Annotated in this window: 15 protein-coding genes; 13 read left to right on the top strand and 2 right to left on the bottom strand. The window is 57.8% G+C overall.

What is annotated here, in order from left to right:
• The first annotated feature begins 14 nt into the window (after positions 1–14).
• Positions 15–524, top strand: coding sequence for an S-ribosylhomocysteine lyase (gene luxS / locus BLT77_RS03040; RefSeq protein ID WP_090361821.1), 510 nt, complete (start codon positions 15–17; stop codon positions 522–524).
• A 62-nt stretch (positions 525–586) separates the two neighbouring features.
• Here luxS and BLT77_RS03035 read toward each other — a convergent pair whose 3' ends face one another.
• A complete protein-coding gene (locus BLT77_RS03035; RefSeq protein ID WP_245709848.1) occupies positions 587–2,122 on the bottom strand; it encodes an MFS transporter in 1,536 nt (511 codons plus the stop codon).
• Positions 2,123–2,573: 451 nt separating this feature from the next.
• Here BLT77_RS03035 and BLT77_RS03030 point away from each other — a divergent pair, with 451 nt between their 5' ends.
• The 11 genes from BLT77_RS03030 to BLT77_RS02980 all read left to right on the top strand — a co-directional run bounded on the left by BLT77_RS03030 (position 2,574) and on the right by BLT77_RS02980 (position 13,933).
• Entirely contained in the window at positions 2,574–3,914 is a 1,341-nt protein-coding gene (locus BLT77_RS03030; protein ID WP_090361818.1) for a Na(+)-translocating NADH-quinone reductase subunit A, read from the top strand.
• Positions 3,914–5,140, top strand: a complete 1,227-nt coding sequence (locus tag BLT77_RS03025) for an NADH:ubiquinone reductase (Na(+)-transporting) subunit B (RefSeq protein ID WP_090361815.1) — start codon at positions 3,914–3,916, stop codon at positions 5,138–5,140. Before BLT77_RS03030 ends, BLT77_RS03025 begins: the two co-directional genes overlap by 1 nt.
• Entirely contained in the window at positions 5,133–5,909 is a 777-nt protein-coding gene (locus BLT77_RS03020; protein ID WP_090361812.1) for a Na(+)-translocating NADH-quinone reductase subunit C, read from the top strand. The genes BLT77_RS03025 and BLT77_RS03020 overlap by 8 nt, the downstream gene beginning before the upstream one ends.
• Complete coding sequence (locus tag BLT77_RS03015) at positions 5,909–6,538, top strand: NADH:ubiquinone reductase (Na(+)-transporting) subunit D (RefSeq protein WP_090361809.1); 630 nt, start codon at positions 5,909–5,911, stop codon at positions 6,536–6,538. The genes BLT77_RS03020 and BLT77_RS03015 overlap by 1 nt, the downstream gene beginning before the upstream one ends.
• 9 nt (positions 6,539–6,547) lie before the next feature.
• On the top strand, positions 6,548–7,156 hold the full coding sequence (gene nqrE, locus BLT77_RS03010; protein WP_090361806.1) for an NADH:ubiquinone reductase (Na(+)-transporting) subunit E: 609 nt from the start codon (positions 6,548–6,550) through the stop codon (positions 7,154–7,156).
• Positions 7,157–7,191: 35 nt separating this feature from the next.
• The gene (gene nqrF, locus BLT77_RS03005) at positions 7,192–8,415 is read left to right on the top strand and encodes an NADH:ubiquinone reductase (Na(+)-transporting) subunit F (RefSeq protein ID WP_090361803.1); all 1,224 of its coding nucleotides are present in this window, start codon (positions 7,192–7,194) and stop codon (positions 8,413–8,415) included.
• A gap of 14 nt (positions 8,416–8,429) precedes the next feature.
• Positions 8,430–9,470 (top strand): FAD:protein FMN transferase, encoded by a 1,041-nt coding sequence (locus BLT77_RS03000; protein ID WP_090361799.1) that lies wholly within the window; start codon positions 8,430–8,432, stop codon positions 9,468–9,470.
• Positions 9,467–9,688: a (Na+)-NQR maturation NqrM gene (gene nqrM / locus BLT77_RS02995; RefSeq protein WP_090361796.1), complete on the top strand. Its 222-nt coding sequence runs from the start codon at positions 9,467–9,469 to the stop codon at positions 9,686–9,688. The genes BLT77_RS03000 and nqrM overlap by 4 nt, the downstream gene beginning before the upstream one ends.
• 301 nt (positions 9,689–9,989) lie before the next feature.
• Positions 9,990–11,993: a methyl-accepting chemotaxis protein gene (locus tag BLT77_RS02990; protein WP_090361792.1), complete on the top strand. Its 2,004-nt coding sequence runs from the start codon at positions 9,990–9,992 to the stop codon at positions 11,991–11,993.
• A gap of 222 nt (positions 11,994–12,215) precedes the next feature.
• Positions 12,216–13,265 (top strand): DNA polymerase IV, encoded by a 1,050-nt coding sequence (dinB, locus tag BLT77_RS02985; RefSeq protein ID WP_090361789.1) that lies wholly within the window; start codon positions 12,216–12,218, stop codon positions 13,263–13,265.
• A 260-nt stretch (positions 13,266–13,525) separates the two neighbouring features.
• On the top strand, positions 13,526–13,933 hold the full coding sequence (locus BLT77_RS02980) for a hypothetical protein (RefSeq protein WP_090361785.1): 408 nt from the start codon (positions 13,526–13,528) through the stop codon (positions 13,931–13,933).
• A 55-nt stretch (positions 13,934–13,988) separates the two neighbouring features.
• Here the strand turns inward: BLT77_RS02980 and BLT77_RS02975 are convergent, their stop codons facing one another.
• Entirely contained in the window at positions 13,989–15,446 is a 1,458-nt protein-coding gene (locus BLT77_RS02975; RefSeq protein ID WP_090361782.1) for an aminoacyl-histidine dipeptidase, read from the bottom strand.
• Positions 15,447–15,626: 180 nt separating this feature from the next.
• Between BLT77_RS02975 and BLT77_RS02970 the strand changes: the two genes are divergently transcribed.
• Entirely contained in the window at positions 15,627–17,147 is a 1,521-nt protein-coding gene (locus BLT77_RS02970; RefSeq protein ID WP_090361779.1) for a M17 family metallopeptidase, read from the top strand.
• Positions 17,148–18,021: the final 874 nt, after the last annotated feature.

Genomic DNA, 18,021 nt, shown 5'->3' with positions numbered 1-18,021 from the left:
AAGGAAATGGTCCAATGCCACTGCTAGACAGTTTTACCGTTGATCATACTCGTATGGAAGCGCCCGCAGTGCGGGTGGCGAAAACCATGGCGACCCCTAAAGGCGATACCATCACGGTATTCGACTTGCGCTTCTGCCTGCCCAATGCCGAGATCCTGTCAGAAAGAGGGATTCACACGCTGGAGCACCTGTTTGCCGGCTTTATGCGGGATCACCTCAACGGTGACGGGGTGGAGATCATCGACATTTCGCCCATGGGGTGTCGCACCGGCTTCTACATGAGTCTGGTGGGAACACCGAAGGAGTCGCAGGTGGCGGACGCCTGGCTGGCAAGCATGGAGGATGTGTTGGCGGTGCAGTCGCAGTCGCAGATTCCGGAGCTGAATGAGTACCAGTGTGGTACCTATGAGATGCACTCGCTGGAGCAGGCCAAGGCCATTGCCAGCGACATCATTAAGCGCGGCGTCGGGGTAAACAGGAACAGTGACATCACCTTGACTGACGAGCAGTTGTCTAGACTGTAACCGACAGCGGGCAATGAAAAAGGGGAGCCACAGGCTCCCCTTTTTGATGGTCTGTCTACAGCCTAGTTGGCCGCCTTTTGAATGCGGAATACCATCTTGGCGTAGATATAGATGCCCACCGCCGAAATGGCGCCTACGGTGGCGATGATGTACCAGGCCAGGCCGATGTTGTTGGCCTGATACAGGGTCTGGGTCATCAGTTCCGGTGTGGTGTTGGCAAAGCTGACCAGCCGGTCGAACGCCTCACCCTGGGGAATGCCCTGAATCCGGTCGGTGGCCATGCCCAGTTCACCCAGGTAATCCCGCGACAGCCGGTCTTTAGAGGCAAACATATCGTACAGCCAGGGGGCAATAAAGCCCTCCAGGGTCCAGCCGATCCCTTGGGGCAGCATTACGAAGCCCAGATACATCGCCTTTTTATCTGCCGGGGCGATGTTACCCATGAATTCGCCCTTTTTGGGGCTGAGCAGCATCTCGCCGAGGCTGAATACCATGATGGCGATGATCATAAACCAGGCACCGGGGGTAAAGCCCACCACCAGCATGGCGCCGGTGCAGAACAGGGCGCCGGCCAGCATGGAGCTCATGATGCGGAACTTGGCGGTGCCTGCGGCCACCAGGAAGCAGCAGGTGGCGATCATCACTGAGTTGACGCTCATCAGGAAGTCCGGCATCACCCGGGTGCCTTCGTGGTTCAGCCCCAGCAGGCCGATCCAGAACGGGTTCTGGGTGCCGCCGGCACCAAACAGATCGGTGACGATGGTACTGGTGTCAACCCACTCCTTGATGTGCACCGGCAGTACATCAAACATGGCGTTAAACATGAACCAGAAGCCGGAGAAGGCAAACATATAGCCGAATACCAGTGGTTTTCGGATCTCTCTCAGGGACTCTTTCCACAACGCCTGCTGCTTAAGCTCACCGGCCTTCACCGCCTGTTTGCGGGCCAGACGCTCCTGCTTATCCGGTTCGGTGTACATTAACAGAAACAGGAAGTTCAGCGAGATAATGGCGGCACAGGCGAAAAACAGGTGATCCCAGGACAGCTGGCGCAGCTGAACCGCCACCAACGGGCCGAGGAAGCCACCGATATTCACCAACTGGTAGAAGATGCCCCAGGCCATGGTGGTGGACTCTCTGGGCACCGCTTTCACCATGGTGCCCTGAATGCCAGGCTTAAAGATGCCGGTACCGAAGGCGAGAGTCATGGCGCCCAGGGTAAAGCCCAGAAAACTAGGGAAAAATGCCATGATCAGATAGGCGCCAATCTTCACCAGTGTCGACAGGGCAATGGTTTCTTTGTAGCCAAGGCGGTCAGACAGGCCGCCGGTGACGATGGGCACCGTCGTCTGAGTCAGGGCGAAGATGAACATGATCACCCCGTAATCGGTCATGGTGATCCCCAGCCCCCCCTTGGATACCGGGTCGCTGGCGTAGATGCCGGCGGTGGCCTTGACCCCGTAGTAGGCCAGGCGTTCGATGATCTCCATGCCTCCTACCAGCCAGAAGATGTAGCCCAGTCCAGCGATGGAGGCCCATAACCCCAGCTGCTTGACCTCGGTCAGGTCGTTGTCTTTGTATTTATCCAGCTGTTGCACCTGTTGTCCCTGTGTTATCGATGTAATTGCGGTGTGCCGACTCTACTCGAATCTGCCCCTGTAACTCAAGTCGGGACTTTTATGCAGTAAAATCGGAAAAATATATGACTGAAATTCGGTCGCAATTAGGGGTGGAAATGTCACGCTAATCATGAGAGGTGAACCCAGTTAGTAATATATTTCACCTGCTTTTCGCGTGTTTAAGCGCTTTTTGTTAATAAAACGGCATTAATCGCAGCAATCGATCTTTTCTTTGGTGATTTTCGTAGCAGTATAGGCACGATTGGGGTATGATTCCGCCCGAGTCAGCGTGACATGGATCTCACTAATAGTCATTTTTATGCGGCGGTTCATGTCTGGTTGGTGAATTGCTAACGACGTCAACATGAATTCCTCTTTTCAACCGTTCGTAGGTGAAAAGACGAAGTCCCAGACAGCAGTGCAAATGAGTATGATTACAATAAAGAAAGGATTGGATCTCCCCATTGAAGGGAGTCCGGAGCAAAATGTTTTTGAGGGACCATCGGTCACTCGGGTTGCGCTCCTTGGAGAAGAATACCACGGTATGCGCCCCACCATGCATATCAAAGAGGGTGAGCGGGTTAAGCGCGGCCAGGTACTTTTTGAGGACAAAAAGAACCCGGGCGTTAAGTTTACCTCTCCTGCCTGTGGCACGGTCAGTGCCATCAACCGAGGGGCCAAACGCGTATTGCAATCCGTAGTCATCGATATTGATGGCGACGAGGGCATTCGCTTCCCCCACTACTCCGTCGAAGAGTTGAATCAGCTGAGTCGTAACCGGGTGCAGAGCAACCTGGTGGACAGTGGCTTGTGGACCGCGCTTCGTACCCGCCCGTTCAGTAAGACTCCCGCATTGGACAGTGCCCCTGCCGGCATCTTTGTGACGGCCATCGACACCAATCCGTTGGCTGCGGATCCCATGGTGGTGATAGCCGAAGCTTTCGATGCGTTTTGTCATGGCCTGACGGTGCTGGGCAAGCTGACCGACGGCAAGCTGTACCTTAATACCGGTGAAACCACGCTGGATGTGGGTGACAACGATCACCTGCAGATGACCCAGTTTAAGGGGCCACATCCGGCGGGTCTGGCGGGCACCCATATCCACCACTTGTTGCCGGCCAACATGGCTCGCAGTGTGTGGCACATCGGCTATCAGGATGTGATTGCCATCGGCACCCTGTTCACTACCGGTGAACTGGACTGCCAGCGGGTGGTCTCTCTTGCCGGTCCGGTGGTCAGCAAGCCTCGGCTGCTCAAAACTCTTATGGGTGCCGACCTGGCACAGTTGACCGACGGTGAGTTGTCCAACTCCCATCACCGGGTGATCTCCGGCTCGGTGTTATCCGGTCATACCGGCACAGGGTCTCACGGCTTCCTCGGGCGCTTTCACCAGCAGGTGACCGTGCTGGAAGAGGGGGACAGCAAAGATCTGTTCGGCTGGCTGATGCCAGGCGGCGATAAGTTCTCCCTCACCCGTGCATTCCTGGCTCACCTGAGCAAGGGCAAGCTGTTCAACATGAACACCAGCACCGGTGGTTCCAAGCGGGCCATGGTGCCGCTGGGTAACTATGAACGGGTGATGCCTCTGGACATTCTGCCCACCATTCTGCTGCGTGATCTGATCGCCAAAGACACCGACAACGCTCAATCATTGGGCTGTCTGGAATTGGACGAAGAAGATCTGGCCCTGTGCACCTTCGTGTGCCCGGGCAAGTACGACTATGGAGTCGAACTGCGTCGCTGTCTTGAGATCATCGAGAGGGAAGGCTGATGGGTCTGAAGAACTTTATCGAGCAAATTGAGCCGCAATTCGAAAAAGGCGGCAAGTATGAGAAGTGGTATGCCCTGTATGAAGCGGCGGCGACCATTCTGTACACCCCGGGTCATACCACCAAGGGTGGCACCCACGTCCGTGACAACATCGATCTGAAGCGGATCATGATCACTGTGTGGCTGTGTACCTTCCCGGCCATGTTCTTCGGTATGTACAACGTGGGTCTGCAGGCGCAGTTGGCCATGGCCGAAGGCTTCAGCCTGCCCGCCATGTGGCAGGTCGGTTTGTTTGAGATGCTGGGTGGCCAGCTAAACGCCACCACCGGCATCGGCGGCCTGATGCTGTATGGTGCCTGCTTCTTCCTGCCCATCTACCTGACCACCTTCGCGGTGGGGGGCTTCTGGGAAGTGGTGTTTGCCAGTGTGCGCAAGCATGAGATTAACGAAGGCTTCTTCGTTACCTCGGTGCTGTACGCGCTGATTCTGCCCGCCACCATTCCGTTGTGGCAGGTGGCGCTGGGGATCACCTTCGGTGTGGTGGTGGCCAAAGAGCTGTTTGGCGGCACCGGCCGTAACTTCATGAACCCGGCGCTGGCGGGGCGGGCGTTCCTGTTCTTCGCCTATCCGCTCAACATGTCCGGTGACTCCATCTGGCGTGCCGTTGACGGCTACACCGGGGCCACCTACCTGAGTCAGGCCGCCTCTGGTGCCAAGAGCTTTGCCGATTACGGCTGGTTTGATGCCTTCGGCGATGCCGCCTGGTGGGACTCCTTCTACGGCTTTATTGGCGGCAGTGTCGGTGAGACCTCGACCCTGGCTCTGGCCCTGGGTGGGCTGGTGATCATCTACGCCCGCATCGCCTCCTGGCGCATCGTCATGGGCACCATGGTGGGCATGATCGCCATGTCGTCGCTGTTCAACCTGATTGGCTCCGACTCCAACCCGATGTTCAACGTTCCCTGGACCTGGCATCTGGTTCTGGGTGGCTTCGCCTTCGGCATGTTCTTTATGGCCACCGATCCGGTTTCCGCCTCCTTTACCGAGAGGGGCAAATGGGCCTACGGCATCCTGATTGGGGTGATGGTGGTGCTTATCCGCGTGGTGAACCCGGCCTTCCCTGAAGGCATGATGCTGGCAATCCTGTTTGCCAACCTGTGGGCACCTTTGTTCGACCACTTCGTGGTTCAATCCAACATCAAGCGGAGGCTGGCGCGCAATGGCTAACAACAACGACAGTTTTGGCAAGACCCTGGCCGTGGTTATCGGCCTGTGTCTGGTGTGTTCCCTGGTGGTCTCTACTGCCGCAGTGGCTCTGAAGCCGCTGCAGGAGAAGAACAAGGCCCAGGATACCCAGAAGTACATCCTGGAAGCCGCCGGTCTGCTGGACAAGGTCAATGGCGATGTGGAATCGGTGTACAACCAGTACATCGAAGCCAGGGTGGTTGACCTGAACTCCGGTGAATTTGACTCCAGCATCGAACCCGCACGTTTTAACCAGCGCAAGGCTGCCCGAGACACCGCCAGTTCCATGGTGCCGGCCAACGATGTCGCATCCATCAAGCGCCGTGCCAACCAGGCACTGGTGTACCTGGTGAAAGACGACAACGGCGAACTGGACAGTGTGATTCTGCCGGTGCACGGCTACGGCCTGTGGTCCACCATGTACGCCTTCCTGGCACTGGAACCGGACATGAATACCGTCAAGGCGATGGTCTACTACGACTTCAGTGACAGCGGCGAAACTCCGGGACTGGGCGGTGAAGTCCAGAACCCCAAGTGGAAGGCGCTGTGGCCTGGCAAGAAGCTGTTTGGCGAGCAGGGCGAGCTCAAGATCCGCGTCACCAAAATGCCCACAGACAAACAACACGACATCGACGCCCTGTCCGGAGCCACGTTGACCGCCAACGGTGTCCAGTACACCCTGGACTTCTGGCTGGGTGAGGAGGGCTTTGGTCCCTTTATTGCCAACGCTCGTAAAGGAGGCGTTCTCTGATGGCTGAGAAATCCATGAAGGACATTGTCCTGGGGCCGGTGCTTGCCAATAACCCCATTGCACTGAACGTACTGGGCATCTGCTCTGCCCTGGCGATCACCTCCAAGCTGGAAACGGCCCTGGTGATGTCCATCGCCCTGACGACGGTGTGTGCCTTCTCCAACCTGTTCATCTCGATGCTGCGCCACCACATTCCCAATAGCGTGCGGATCATCGTACAGATGACGGTTATCGCCTCGTTGGTGATCGTGGTGGACCAGGTACTCAAGGCCTACGCCTACGAGGTTGCCAAGCAGTTGACGGTATTCGTTGGCCTGATCATTACCAACTGCATCGTGATGGGCCGCGCCGAAGCGTTCGCCATGAAGAGCCCGCCGCTGCCCAGTTTCCTCGACGGCATCGGTAACGGCCTGGGTTACTCGGCGGTGCTGATGGCCATCGGCTTCGTACGAGAGCTGTTTGGTAACGGCTCCCTGTTTGGGGTTGAGATTTTAAGCAAGGTGACCGACGGTGGTTGGTACGTGCCTAACGGCCTGCTGTTGCTGCCTCCAAGCGCGTTCTTCCTGATTGGCTTCATTATCTGGGGCATTCGGACCGCACGTCCGGAACAGGTCGAACCTAAGGAGTAAGGACAAGATATGGAACATTACATCAGCCTGTTGGTGCGGGCGATCTTTATTGAAAACATGGCGCTGTCCTTCTTCCTGGGGATGTGTACCTTCCTGGCGGTGTCCAAGAAAGTCAAAACCGCCATGGGCCTGGGTGTGGCCGTCATTGTGGTGTTGACCCTGGCGGTGCCAGTCAACCAGCTTATTTTTCAGTATATTCTGAAGCCAGGAGCGCTTTCCTGGGCGGGATTGGGCGACTCGGATCTCAGCTTCCTGAGCTTCATCACCTTTATCGGTGTGATCGCGGCCCTGGTGCAAATCCTGGAGATGATTCTGGATAAGTTCTTTCCGCCGCTGTACAACGCCCTGGGTATCTTCCTGCCGCTGATTACGGTGAACTGTGCCATTTTCGGTGCCGTATCGTTCATGGCCAACCGCGAATATGGCCACATTGAATCCGTGGTCTTCGGCCTGGGCGCCGGCGTGGGCTGGGCCATGGCGCTGGTGCTGTTGGCCGGCATCCGCGAAAAGATGAAGTACTCCGACGTACCGGAAGGACTTCGTGGTCTGGGCATCACTTTCGTTACCGCTGGCCTGATGGCCCTGGGCTTTATGTCATTTTCCGGAGTGTCGCTGTAAGCGGCACCGAGAATAGGAAGTAAAAGGACGTGTCGATGGAAATTGTACTCGGCGTAACGATGTTTACCGCGATTGTGACTGTGCTGGTGCTGGTGATTTTGTTCGCCAAATCCAAGCTGGTCTCCTCCGGTGACATCAGCATTAAGATCAATAACGATGAAGATAAGACCATCACCACCGGCGCCGGCGACAAACTGCTGGGTGCCCTGGCGGGTAACGGCATCTTCGTTTCCTCAGCCTGTGGTGGTGGTGGCTCCTGCGGCCAGTGCCGGGTGAAAATTCACGAAGGCGGTGGTGAAATTCTGCCAACAGAGCTGGATCACATCTCAAAGCGTGAAGCCCGCGAGGGTTGTCGCCTGGCCTGCCAGGTGGCAGTGAAGAACGACATGGATATCGAACTGCCCGAAGAGGTGTTTGGCATCAAGAAGTGGGAATGCGAAGTTATCTCCAACGATAACAAGGCCACTTTCATTAAAGAGCTGAAACTGAAGATTCCCCATGGCGAGTCGGTACCGTTTCGCGCCGGTGGTTACATTCAGATCGAAGCTCCGGCTCACCATGTGAAGTACGCCGATTTCGACATACCGGAAGAGTACCGGGCCGATTGGGAGCGTTTTGGCTTCTTCAATCTGGAGTCCAAGGTGGACGACGAGACCGTTCGTGCCTACTCCATGGCCAACTACCCGGAAGAGGAAGGCATCATCATGTTGAACGTGCGGATCGCGACGCCGCCGCCAAACAACCTGAGCCTGCCCTGCGGTAAGATGTCCTCCTACATCTGGAGCCTGAAGGCCGGTGACAAGGTGACCATCTCCGGGCCGTTCGGTGAGTTCTTTGCCAAGGAAACCAAGAACGAGATGGTGTTTATCGGCGGTGGTGCCGGTATGGCTCCGATGCGTTCGCACATCTTTGACCAGTTGAAGCGTCTGGGCAGCGATCGTAAAATCAGCTTCTGGTATGGCGCCCGCTCCAAGCGTGAGATGTTCTATACCGAAGATTTCGATGGTCTGGCGGCCGAGAATGATAACTTCGAGTGGCATGTGGCCCTGTCTGATCCTCAGCCTGAGGACAACTGGGACGGCTACACTGGTTTCATTCACAACGTGCTGTTTGAGCATTACCTGAAGAACCATGACGCCCCTGAAGATTGCGAGTTCTATATGTGTGGTCCACCGGTGATGAACGCTGCGGTGATCAACATGCTCAAAGATCTGGGCGTTGAAGACGAAAACATCCTGCTGGATGATTTCGGTGGCTAAACTAGCGAGGCTTCATGCAGTATCGAGCCTATAAGCATCTATGGCTGGCCCTTGTCGGGCTGGCCATCTTTGTTTCTGGATGCACACCCACGACGCCTCAGGTGGAGTCCGTATCCGGGCACACCATGGGGACCACTTACCACATCAGCTGGGTTGATACCGACGAACCGGTGGATCCCTTGCTGCTTCAGGGCGAGATCGATCTGAGGCTGGGTCAGGTCAATCGCTCCATGTCCACCTGGAAGCGGAGTTCGGAGGTCAGTCGTTTTAACCGCATGGAGCGGGTTGGCGGCATGGAGATCAGCACGGAGTTTGCCAAGGTACTGACCGAGGCCAAACGGCTCACCGACCTCACCGACGGCGCCCTGGACGTGACCGTGGGGCCGCTGGTGAACCTGTGGGGCTTTGGTCCCGACGGCCATATCGAAACCGCGCCCTCCAACGCCCAGATCGCCCGGGTCAAGGGCACCATCGGTCATGACAAGCTGTCCATGAAGGGGCGCTGGTTGTTTAAGACCGAACCGAGCCTGAAGGTGGATCTCTCTTCCATTGCCAAAGGCTATGGCGTCGATGTGGTGGCCGAGGTACTGGAAGGGCGTGGCATTCACAACTACCTGGTCGAGGTGGGCGGCGAACTGCGGGTCAAAGGTCATAAAGTGCAGGGGCAGCCCTGGCGGGTGGCTATCGAGCGGCCGGATCCCGCCGGTCGAGATGTGTTTACGGTGATCGAGCCGGGCAACATGTCGGTGGCCACCTCCGGCGACTACCGCAACTTCTTTGAGCAGGACGGGGTGCAGTTTTCACACCTGATTGATCCGGCGACCGGACGGCCGGTGGCCCACCACCTGGTATCGGCCACGGTGATCACCGACAGTTGCATGACCGCCGACGGCCTGGCGACGGCGTTGATGGTGATGGGCGTGGATAAGGGCTTGGCCCTTGCCGAGCGCACCGGGTTAGCGGTAATGTTGATAGAGCGGACTGACGGCCAGTACCTGGTGCATTACAGCAAGGCGTTCAAGGCCTATCTGGATTCCAAGGAGCAAGCATCATGAACACCTTTATTGCCACCTTTGTGATTATGTTGAGCGTTGTGGCCATTATGGCGGTCGGGTACGTGTTTAAGCGTAAGACCATCAGTGGCTCCTGCGGTGGACTGGGCAGTGTCGGCGTCGACAAAGCCTGCGATTGCCCCGAACCTTGCGATAAGCGTAAAGCCAAAATGGCGCAGGAGAGTCGCCGTCAGCAACTGATGGAGCAGCGCATCATCTGATTGTCAGACACTCTTGCCCTAACGCGGGCCCGGTAGTCATACCGGGCCCGTTTTTTGTGCCGACACGGCGGGCGCCACCGTCAAAATCGACCGACAGATGTCGTATTCCGGTCTCGATTTTCGTTGCTCTAATGGGTGGGAGTGATTGATTTTGCGATGTTTGTATCGAGTTATTCGCCAGGGGCAGAGCAATATCGTGTTTCGGTCGCCGATCCTCCATTGGTGCCTGCATCCGGTATGATGTTTAGCGACGGTAATGTTTGCCGATAACGATAAGAGATGGACGAATTGGGGATCAAGGATGAATTGGTTTAGGGCATCGCTCACTCGGCAGCTGGTGGCTTCCATCGGAGGCTCGCTGTTTTTAATTTTGACGTTGGTGACCGTCTATCAGGTCAACCAGAGCCGGCAACAGGCCCGCGAGCAGGTGGGGCAGCAAGTGGATCAACTGGTATCGGAGCAGGCCAGTGCCATTGCCGCTTTTTTCGAGGCCAAGGGCCAGGTGATTCACGCGGCGTTTTCCAGCCCGCAGATAAAGCGCTTCTTTCGCGACTACGATCAACGTGGCGGCTCACTGCAGGGCAATGGCGACTACCATGAAGTGACCGATTATTTTCGCTTTTTTTCCGATCAGGATCCGGCCATCAAGAGCCTGTTCTTTGGCAGCAATCTCACCCATGAGTATTTCGACCTCAATGGCCGCTACTCCGACGATCCCAACTATTACACCAACAAGCGCCCCTGGTGGGGAGAGGCCATTGGGAAAGATCGCCTTTATGTAACCGATCCGGCGGTGGACGCCAACGACGGTTCGGTATCGGCGACGGTAAAGCGCACCGTCTATGACCACGACGGCCGATTCTTAGGAATTGGCGGCATGGACATTTTGATCACCACCATCGGCGATTCACTGCTGTCCAAAATTAAGTACCAGCAACAGGGTCAGGCGTTCCTGATGACGGAGCAGGGCAAGCTGGTGTTCTTCCCGGCGTTCTCCGATCGCTTCCCGCCCGGATCGCTGCTGGCGGAGGTGGACAGTCAGTTTTCCGACGCCCGTGGTTTTGCCGATCTGTCTCGTCAGCTGATGAGTCAACCCAGCGGCATGGCCTCGGTTCGCTGGCAGGGGCAGCCCCAGCGGGTGCAGTGGCAGCCGGTGGACAGCGATTATCCGCAGATGCATTGGCGGTTGGGATTCATGTTGCCGGCGCAGGTGGTGGACGTCCAAGTAACCCGTGAGGCCTGGTCGACAGGACTGGCCTCGGTATTGCTGACCCTGCTGGTGTCGGCCGTGGTGTGGCTGCTGCTGTTGCCGCTCAAGACCCAGATTCGGCAATTGGTGCGGGCGATGGAGGAGATTGCCCAGGGGGACGGTGATCTCAGCAGTCGCATCGAGGTCAGCCGGGACGATGAGCTGGGGCAGCTGGGGCGGGCGTTTAACCTGTTTGCCGAGCGGGTGCACCTGCTGGTGAATCAAAGCAAGGAGCTGACCCGATCGGTGTCCCGCAGCAGCGAGGTGGCCACCGACATCTGGGGTCAGACCCTGGCGTCGATGTCGGCGCAAAAGGGGGAGGTGGAACAGGCCTCGGCGGCCACCAACGAGATGGCCCAGACCAGTGCCGAGATGGCCCGCAGTGCCGATACCGTTACCGAGCATGCGCAACAGGTGACGGCGCAGATGCGCCAGGCCGGTAAAGCGGTTGAACAGGGCAAGCAGGCCCTGGCGCAGCTGTCGGCCCAGGTCGGGGATGCCAGTGGAGTGGTGTCCAGATTGCGGCAAAATGCCGATCAGATTGGTGAGGTGCTGGATGTGATCCGCACCATCGCCGAGCAGACTAATCTGCTGGCCCTCAATGCCGCCATCGAAGCCGCCCGGGCCGGTGAGCAGGGGCGGGGGTTTGCGGTGGTGGCGGATGAGGTGCGGACCCTGGCATCGAAAACCCAGGATTCTACCGCCAACATTCAGGCCATCATTGCCACCTTGCAGCAATCCAGCATCGAAGCGGAGAAGGCCATGGAAGCCAGCTGCCTGCAGGTGGATCAAAGCCAGGTCAGCAATCAGCAGATTGTCGACACCCTGACCGAGGCCGGTGCCGAGGTGGGCCGGATTGAGCACCAGGTACAGGAGATGACCCAGGCCATCTCCCAGCAGGCGCGGGTGGCGGAGGCGATCGCCACCACTGTGTCACGGGTGCATGAGCTGTCCGACGACGCGGTGGCCCGCGGCGACCAGCTGGAACGCAATCTGGAACAGTTGTCCGAAGGGGGGCATCAGTTGGCCAGCGGCCTGGATCGCTACCAGGTCTGACCCTAAGCCTGGGGCAATCAGGCCACCTCAGAGGTGGCCTTTTTTATGCCAGGTGTTTGCGCCTGTCCCGTCATTCGTCAGTAGAAACCCCAGCCTGCAGCCATTTTTCACTTGGCCGCTGGTCAGGATGGGTATCACCTTGATCTGCGTGGCCTGAGCCCATTGGCATCGCAATAATAAGCTGATATTCTGGTACTGGTTTTATATACAGGTGTTGGCCGGATGCAGCGTAAGATCATTCACATCGACATGGATTGTTTCTATGCCGCCGTGGAGATGCGGGACAACCCGTCGCTGCGGGATAAGCCCATTGCGGTGGGCGGTCAGGCCTCGGGCCGCGGAGTGATCGCCACCTGCAACTATCAGGCGCGCGCCTTTGGGGTGCGTTCGGCGATGCCGACCCACAAGGCTCAGCAACTGTGCCCGGATCTGGTGTTGGTGCCTCATCGCATGGAGGTCTACAAGGCGGTTTCACAGCAGATTCATGCCATCTTTCGCCAATACACCGAACTGGTTGAGCCCCTGTCCCTGGACGAGGCCTTTCTGGATGTGACCGGCAAGCCCCATTGCCAGGGCAGTGCCACCCGCATGGCCGAAGCGATTCGGGCCGACATCTATGCCGCGACCGGCCTCACCGCCTCTGCCGGTGTGGCGCCCAATAAGTTTCTTGCCAAGGTGGCTTCGGACGAAAACAAGCCCAACGGCCAGATGGTGGTGGCCCCTGAGCAGGCCGCCGAGTTTGCTGCGCGGCTGCCGCTGAAGCGGATTCCCGGTGTTGGACCCAAGACCAGTGAGCGGTTGCAGCGGTTGGGGCTGAGCTGTGGCAAAGACGTGCTGGCGTTAACGGCGGTGGAGCTGGAGCAGATGCTGGGTAAATTTGGCCCGGTGCTGTGGCAGCGTTGCCAGGGACTGGATGAGCGACCGGTCGAGCCCAGTCGCATCCGTAAGTCGGTGGGGGTGGAGACCACCCTGGCCAAAGACCTGCCGACAGTGGACGCCTGCCTGGCCCAGTTGCAGACCCTGGTGCCTGAACTGCGGCGGCGGCTGGCCAAGAGCCAGCGCAGCATTAAGGGCCAGACGGTAAAACTGAAGTTTTCCGACTTCGAGCTGACCACGGTGTCCCAGCAGAGCCAGCAGCTGAATCCAGGGCTGTTTGAGGCTCTACTGACCATCGCTTTCAACCGCGGCGGAGGCCGGGCGGTTCGTTTGGTGGGGATTCAGGTGGAGCTGGCGGATGCCCGGACACTGAAACAGTTGACCCTGCCGCTATAATTTTTTTGATCTTTGTCAAAACGCTCAATTAAACAACAGCCTAATCTGGTAGTGAGCTTCCTGAAAACACCCGTATGATGCCATTGAGCCAGAGGTGTTGGTGAAGCGGGAACACCAGGCGTGTTACAAGCAGTATCCCCACACAACACATCTTGGCCTGGTTTCGGGTACGGCGTTGCTCCCTTTCTGCCAGCAGGCAATCCAGCGCCTACCATCAGTCGGTGACCAGCAATCCACCGGCGATAGGAAGGAGGTTAAGGATGAGAACCTTAGCGAAACAACTGTTGGTGTCGGCGAGTCTGTTGACGCTGGTGGTGGGGGTCTGTTACGGCCTCGGGTATGGCTTCTACCAGCAAAAACCGATGCGGGATTCCGACTATTTCACTCAGTACATTGGCGACAAAACCTTTTGCCGCACGGTGATCTATTATCAGGATCAGGGCAACGCCGATAAGGTGAAGGTGCTGCTCAGTTACGCCGAAGACAACGCCATGGGGTATCTGATGCGTCGGTTTGGCAAGGATAAGGGCCTCGAAATTGTCAACGCCTGCGAGACTCAGCGACAAGAGGCGTTGCTGCAAAGCTGCCGCGAGGCGCCTGGCGACCTAGTGGAGATGCTGGTGTTGGAGCACAACAAGCCCGCGGTGAAAAAGAAAGGTTTGATCTGACACCGTCGGGCAGAAAAAAGCCGTCCAACGGGACGGCTTTTTAATGGGTGCCGGGTTATTTGGCGGGAATCGCCTTCAGCACTTCGGTCAGCAGTTGCCAGTACTTGTCCACTGTGGCGATCTCCACTTTCTCGTCCGGTGAGTGCGGGAAACGGATGGTCGGGCCGATGGAGACCATGTCGAGGTTTGGATAAGGCTTCTTAAACAAACCACACTCCAGACCGGCGTGAATCACCATGATGTTGGGCAGGGTACCGAACTTGCCCTGATAGGTTTCCCGTACCACGGTCATGATGGGGGAGCTGGCGTCGGGTTTCCAGCCGGGGTAGGCGCCGGACAGCACCAGCTCAGCGCCGGCCAACTGGCCCAGGGCTTTGAGCATGTTTTCCACCATGGACCGGCCACTGTCGATGGTGGAGCGGATCAGGCACAGGATCTCGACGTGATCGTCACCGGTGGTGACAACCCCCATGTTCAGCGAGGTTTCCACCACGCCATCAAACTCGTCGCTCATGCGGATCACGCCATTGGGCGCGGCGTGCATCAGGGCAATCAGCTTGGCCTGAGCGGCGGCATCGAACACCTGCCCGGCTTTGTCGGACGCCTGCAGGGTCAGAGCCAGGCCGGGCTCGGTGGCGGCCAGTTCGTTTTGCAGAATCGCCCGGTATTGGCTGATGCGCTGCTCCAGCAGGTCGACCTTGGTCGCCGGCAGTTGCACCGACATCCAGGCTTCACGGGTGATGGCGTTGCGCAGAGTGCCGCCGTTGATGCTGGACAGGCGCAGCTCCAGTTCGTCGGCGTGTCCAAACAAAAAACGGGCCAGCAGTTTGTTGGCGTTGCCTCGTCCCAGGTGGATGTCGCAGCCGGAGTGGCCGCCCTTGAGTCCGGTTAGGGCGATGTCAAAACTGTGCAGATCCGCCGGGGCGGCTTCACGGGGAGTCGCCACGGTCAGGGCGGCATCGACACCACCGGCACAGCCCATGTACACCTCCCCCTCCTCTTCGGAGTCGGTGTTGATCAGGATCTCTCCGCTGAGGACGCCGCCTTCCAGACCGAAGGCACCGGTCATGCCCGCCTCTTCATCGATGGTCAGCAGTACTTCCAGTGGACCGTGCTGCAGGTCATCGGCTTCCAGAACCGCCAGGGCCGACGCCATGCCGATGCCGTTGTCGGCACCCAGGGTGGTGCCGGTGGCCGTGACCCAGTCGCCGTCGATGCGGGCTTGAATCGGGTCGCGGGTGAAGTCGTGATCGGTATCGGCGTTTTTTTGCGGCACCATGTCCAGATGGGCCTGCAGAATGACTCCTTTGCGGTTCTCCATGCCTGCGGTAGCAGCCTTGGAGATGATCAGGTTGCCCACGTTGTCGATTTGGGTGGTCAACCCTTTTTGTTTTGCCCAGCTCTCAATGTGATTGCGCAGTGCAATCTCATGTTTGGAGGGGTGTGGGATGGAGCAGATGGTTTCAAACCAGCGCCACAATGGTTGTGGGCTCAAGGAACTCAGTGACTGCACAAGCAATTACTCCTGTATTCGCCGAAAAAAATGGTCGGGGCAGTGTACCACATCCGCTGTGGGCCGCCGGGAGCGGTCGTGGCCAATTGGCAGCTCAGGTTGACACCCTCTCTGGCGGGCGAAGGACCCGGGGAGTTGCTATCATGGCCAGGAAGGGATTTATAAAGGAAACACAACGTTATGGCACAGGTAACATTCAGTACACAGCAGCGGGATGCGCTGTTTGGTCAGTCCCCCTGGGACGCGGTATTGGTGGTCAGCGATCGATTTGTGCTGGCCGACTGGCCTGAGGTGGCCCAGTTGATTCAGCATGCGGCGTCGGTGGATCAACGCATCGGCAACGAGGCGACCCTGTTGCTGGCTCCGGGGTTGGCCGGTGGCAGACTGGTGTTGTCGCCCACCGGCGATCTGGACAGTGACTATGAGGATGTCCGACGTTTCTATGAAGCGGCAGAAACCGGCATCAAGATGGCTTACCGCGCCGGTGCCCGCAATGTCCTGTTGCTGGTGGATGGACCGGACGCCGATGCCCGCTACCTGCATGGCGCCGATGTCGCGGCCCTGGGTTGCGGTCAGGGGCTGTACCTGAATCCGGATGTGGAGGATGCCACCCAGGTTCGGGTCGGTCTGGTGGACGGCCAGGATGTGGACCGGCTGACTGCGCTCGAACAGGGGCGGGTGGCGGCCAGGGATCTGTGTGGGGGCGATCCCGAACAGATGGCACCGCCGGCGTTTGCGGATTATTGTCTGGCCCTGTTTGAGGAGGATCCGTTGGATGTCTCTATCATTGATGATGCTGAGCAACTGGTGCGGGATTACCCCCTGCTCAGTGCCGTGGCCCGCAGCAGTTTTGCCGTGGCGCGTCACAGTGCCCGGGTGGTGCGGGTAGAGTACTGCCCCGAGGGAGAGATTCATCAGACTTGGCTGATAGCAGGAAAAGGGGTGACCTACGATACCGGTGGCGCCGACTTGAAGGTGGGCGGTTCCATGGCGGGTATGAGTCGGGATAAAGGTGGGGCGGCGGCTACCGCTGGCTTTATGAAGACGGTGGCGATGTTGCGCCCGCGCGGGATTCGCATCATCGCCGAGATGGGTCTGGTCCGCAACAGCATCGGCAGTGACGCCTTTGTGCCCGATGAAATCATCACCGGCCATGCCGGTGCCCGGGTTCGCATTGGCAACACCGATGCTGAAGGGAGGCTGGTGCTGGCGGATCTGCTGTCGCACCTGCGCGAGGACGCCGAGAAGGCGGTCAACCCCAGAGTGTTTTCTTTGGCCACCCTGACCGGTCATGTGGGCCGGGCGTATGGTCCTTATACCGGAGTGGTGGAGAACAGCGTAGCCCGTCGCGGCCAGTTAGGGCGGGTGATGCAACAACTGGGTGAACGCTGGGCCGAACCCGTGGAGCTGTCGACCCTGAGGCGGGAAGATTTTGCTCAGGTAGCCCCTCGCAGCGAGTCGGAAGACCTGCTGTCGTCCAACAACGGGGCGTCGGTCAACATCAGTCGTGGCCACCAGTTCCCATTGGCGTTTCTGCTTCAGGCCTCGGGCCTGGATCAATACCACCTGGCTAGCGACAAGCCGATCCCCTATCTGCATGTGGATATCGCCTCCAGTGCCGTGGAAGCCAGTAATCCGCTGTACGGCAAGCCCACGGCCCGGCCGCTGACCACGCTGCTGGCGATGATGTCCGAGCTGTAACTCGATCACCCAGGCAGGGGCCCGGCTCCTGCCTGTTGCCCATGGGGCTCCGGACGCAGTGCCGTTTGTTCAAATCGGTAACCCTGGACTGTCCTTTCTGTGAATGCGTCGGTGCTGGGGCATGGGCGCCGGAGTCACGGTAACGGCGGTTTCTGCCTCGATGTTTCTCTCAACACCGACAGTCGACCGTCAGCCTGTAGCGAACGGAGTTCAAACTGTGATCTTGATCGGTGCGCTGGGCTTGTTCTGCGGGTGATGTGGTGGTTCCGGTGTGGTTTGTGAATTGCATCACGCGCACCAGGTCCATTCATATTGGTTATCATGTAATAAACTTTCAGGAATGTCGGTTTTTTTAAATTAATTCACAGAAAAACTTGTAATAAAATTACAAAACGGTATTATAGCAACTGTCGGGAGGCAACTCCCCCTAGTAAAACCAGATTGGTTTTCTTGCCTCAAAGGGTTGAGGCAAAAGTTTCTCCAAGGAACTGAGCAAGCTGTGCCAAGGAACTGCACCACTTTCACTAGGTGTTAGCATTTTTATCGGAGAACAATTATGAACTACCCATTTGGTTACAACGTTTCCCTTCACGGCAGCTGGTCAAACATGAGCTGGAACGCGACTGCGATCTACTTCGCTCGCTAAGAAGGACGGTAACGGACACCGTTACCCGCCTCACTTCGGTGAGGCAACAGTATCTCCAGGGAACCGAGTCGCTGTGCCAAGGAACCGCACCACTATTTAATCAGTGTTAGCAATCTATCGGAGCATACACAATGAACTACTCATTCGCTTACAACGTTTCTCTTCACGGCAGCTGGTCCAACATGAGCTGGAATGCCACCGCGATCTACTTCGCTCGCTAAGAGAAAC

The sequence above is a fragment of the Ferrimonas sediminum genome, assembly GCF_900100175.1.
GTDB lineage: Bacteria > Pseudomonadota > Gammaproteobacteria > Enterobacterales > Shewanellaceae > Ferrimonas > Ferrimonas sediminum.
Note: the sequence above shows the minus strand (reverse complement) of the source record. Positions and strands in the feature narration are given on the sequence as shown.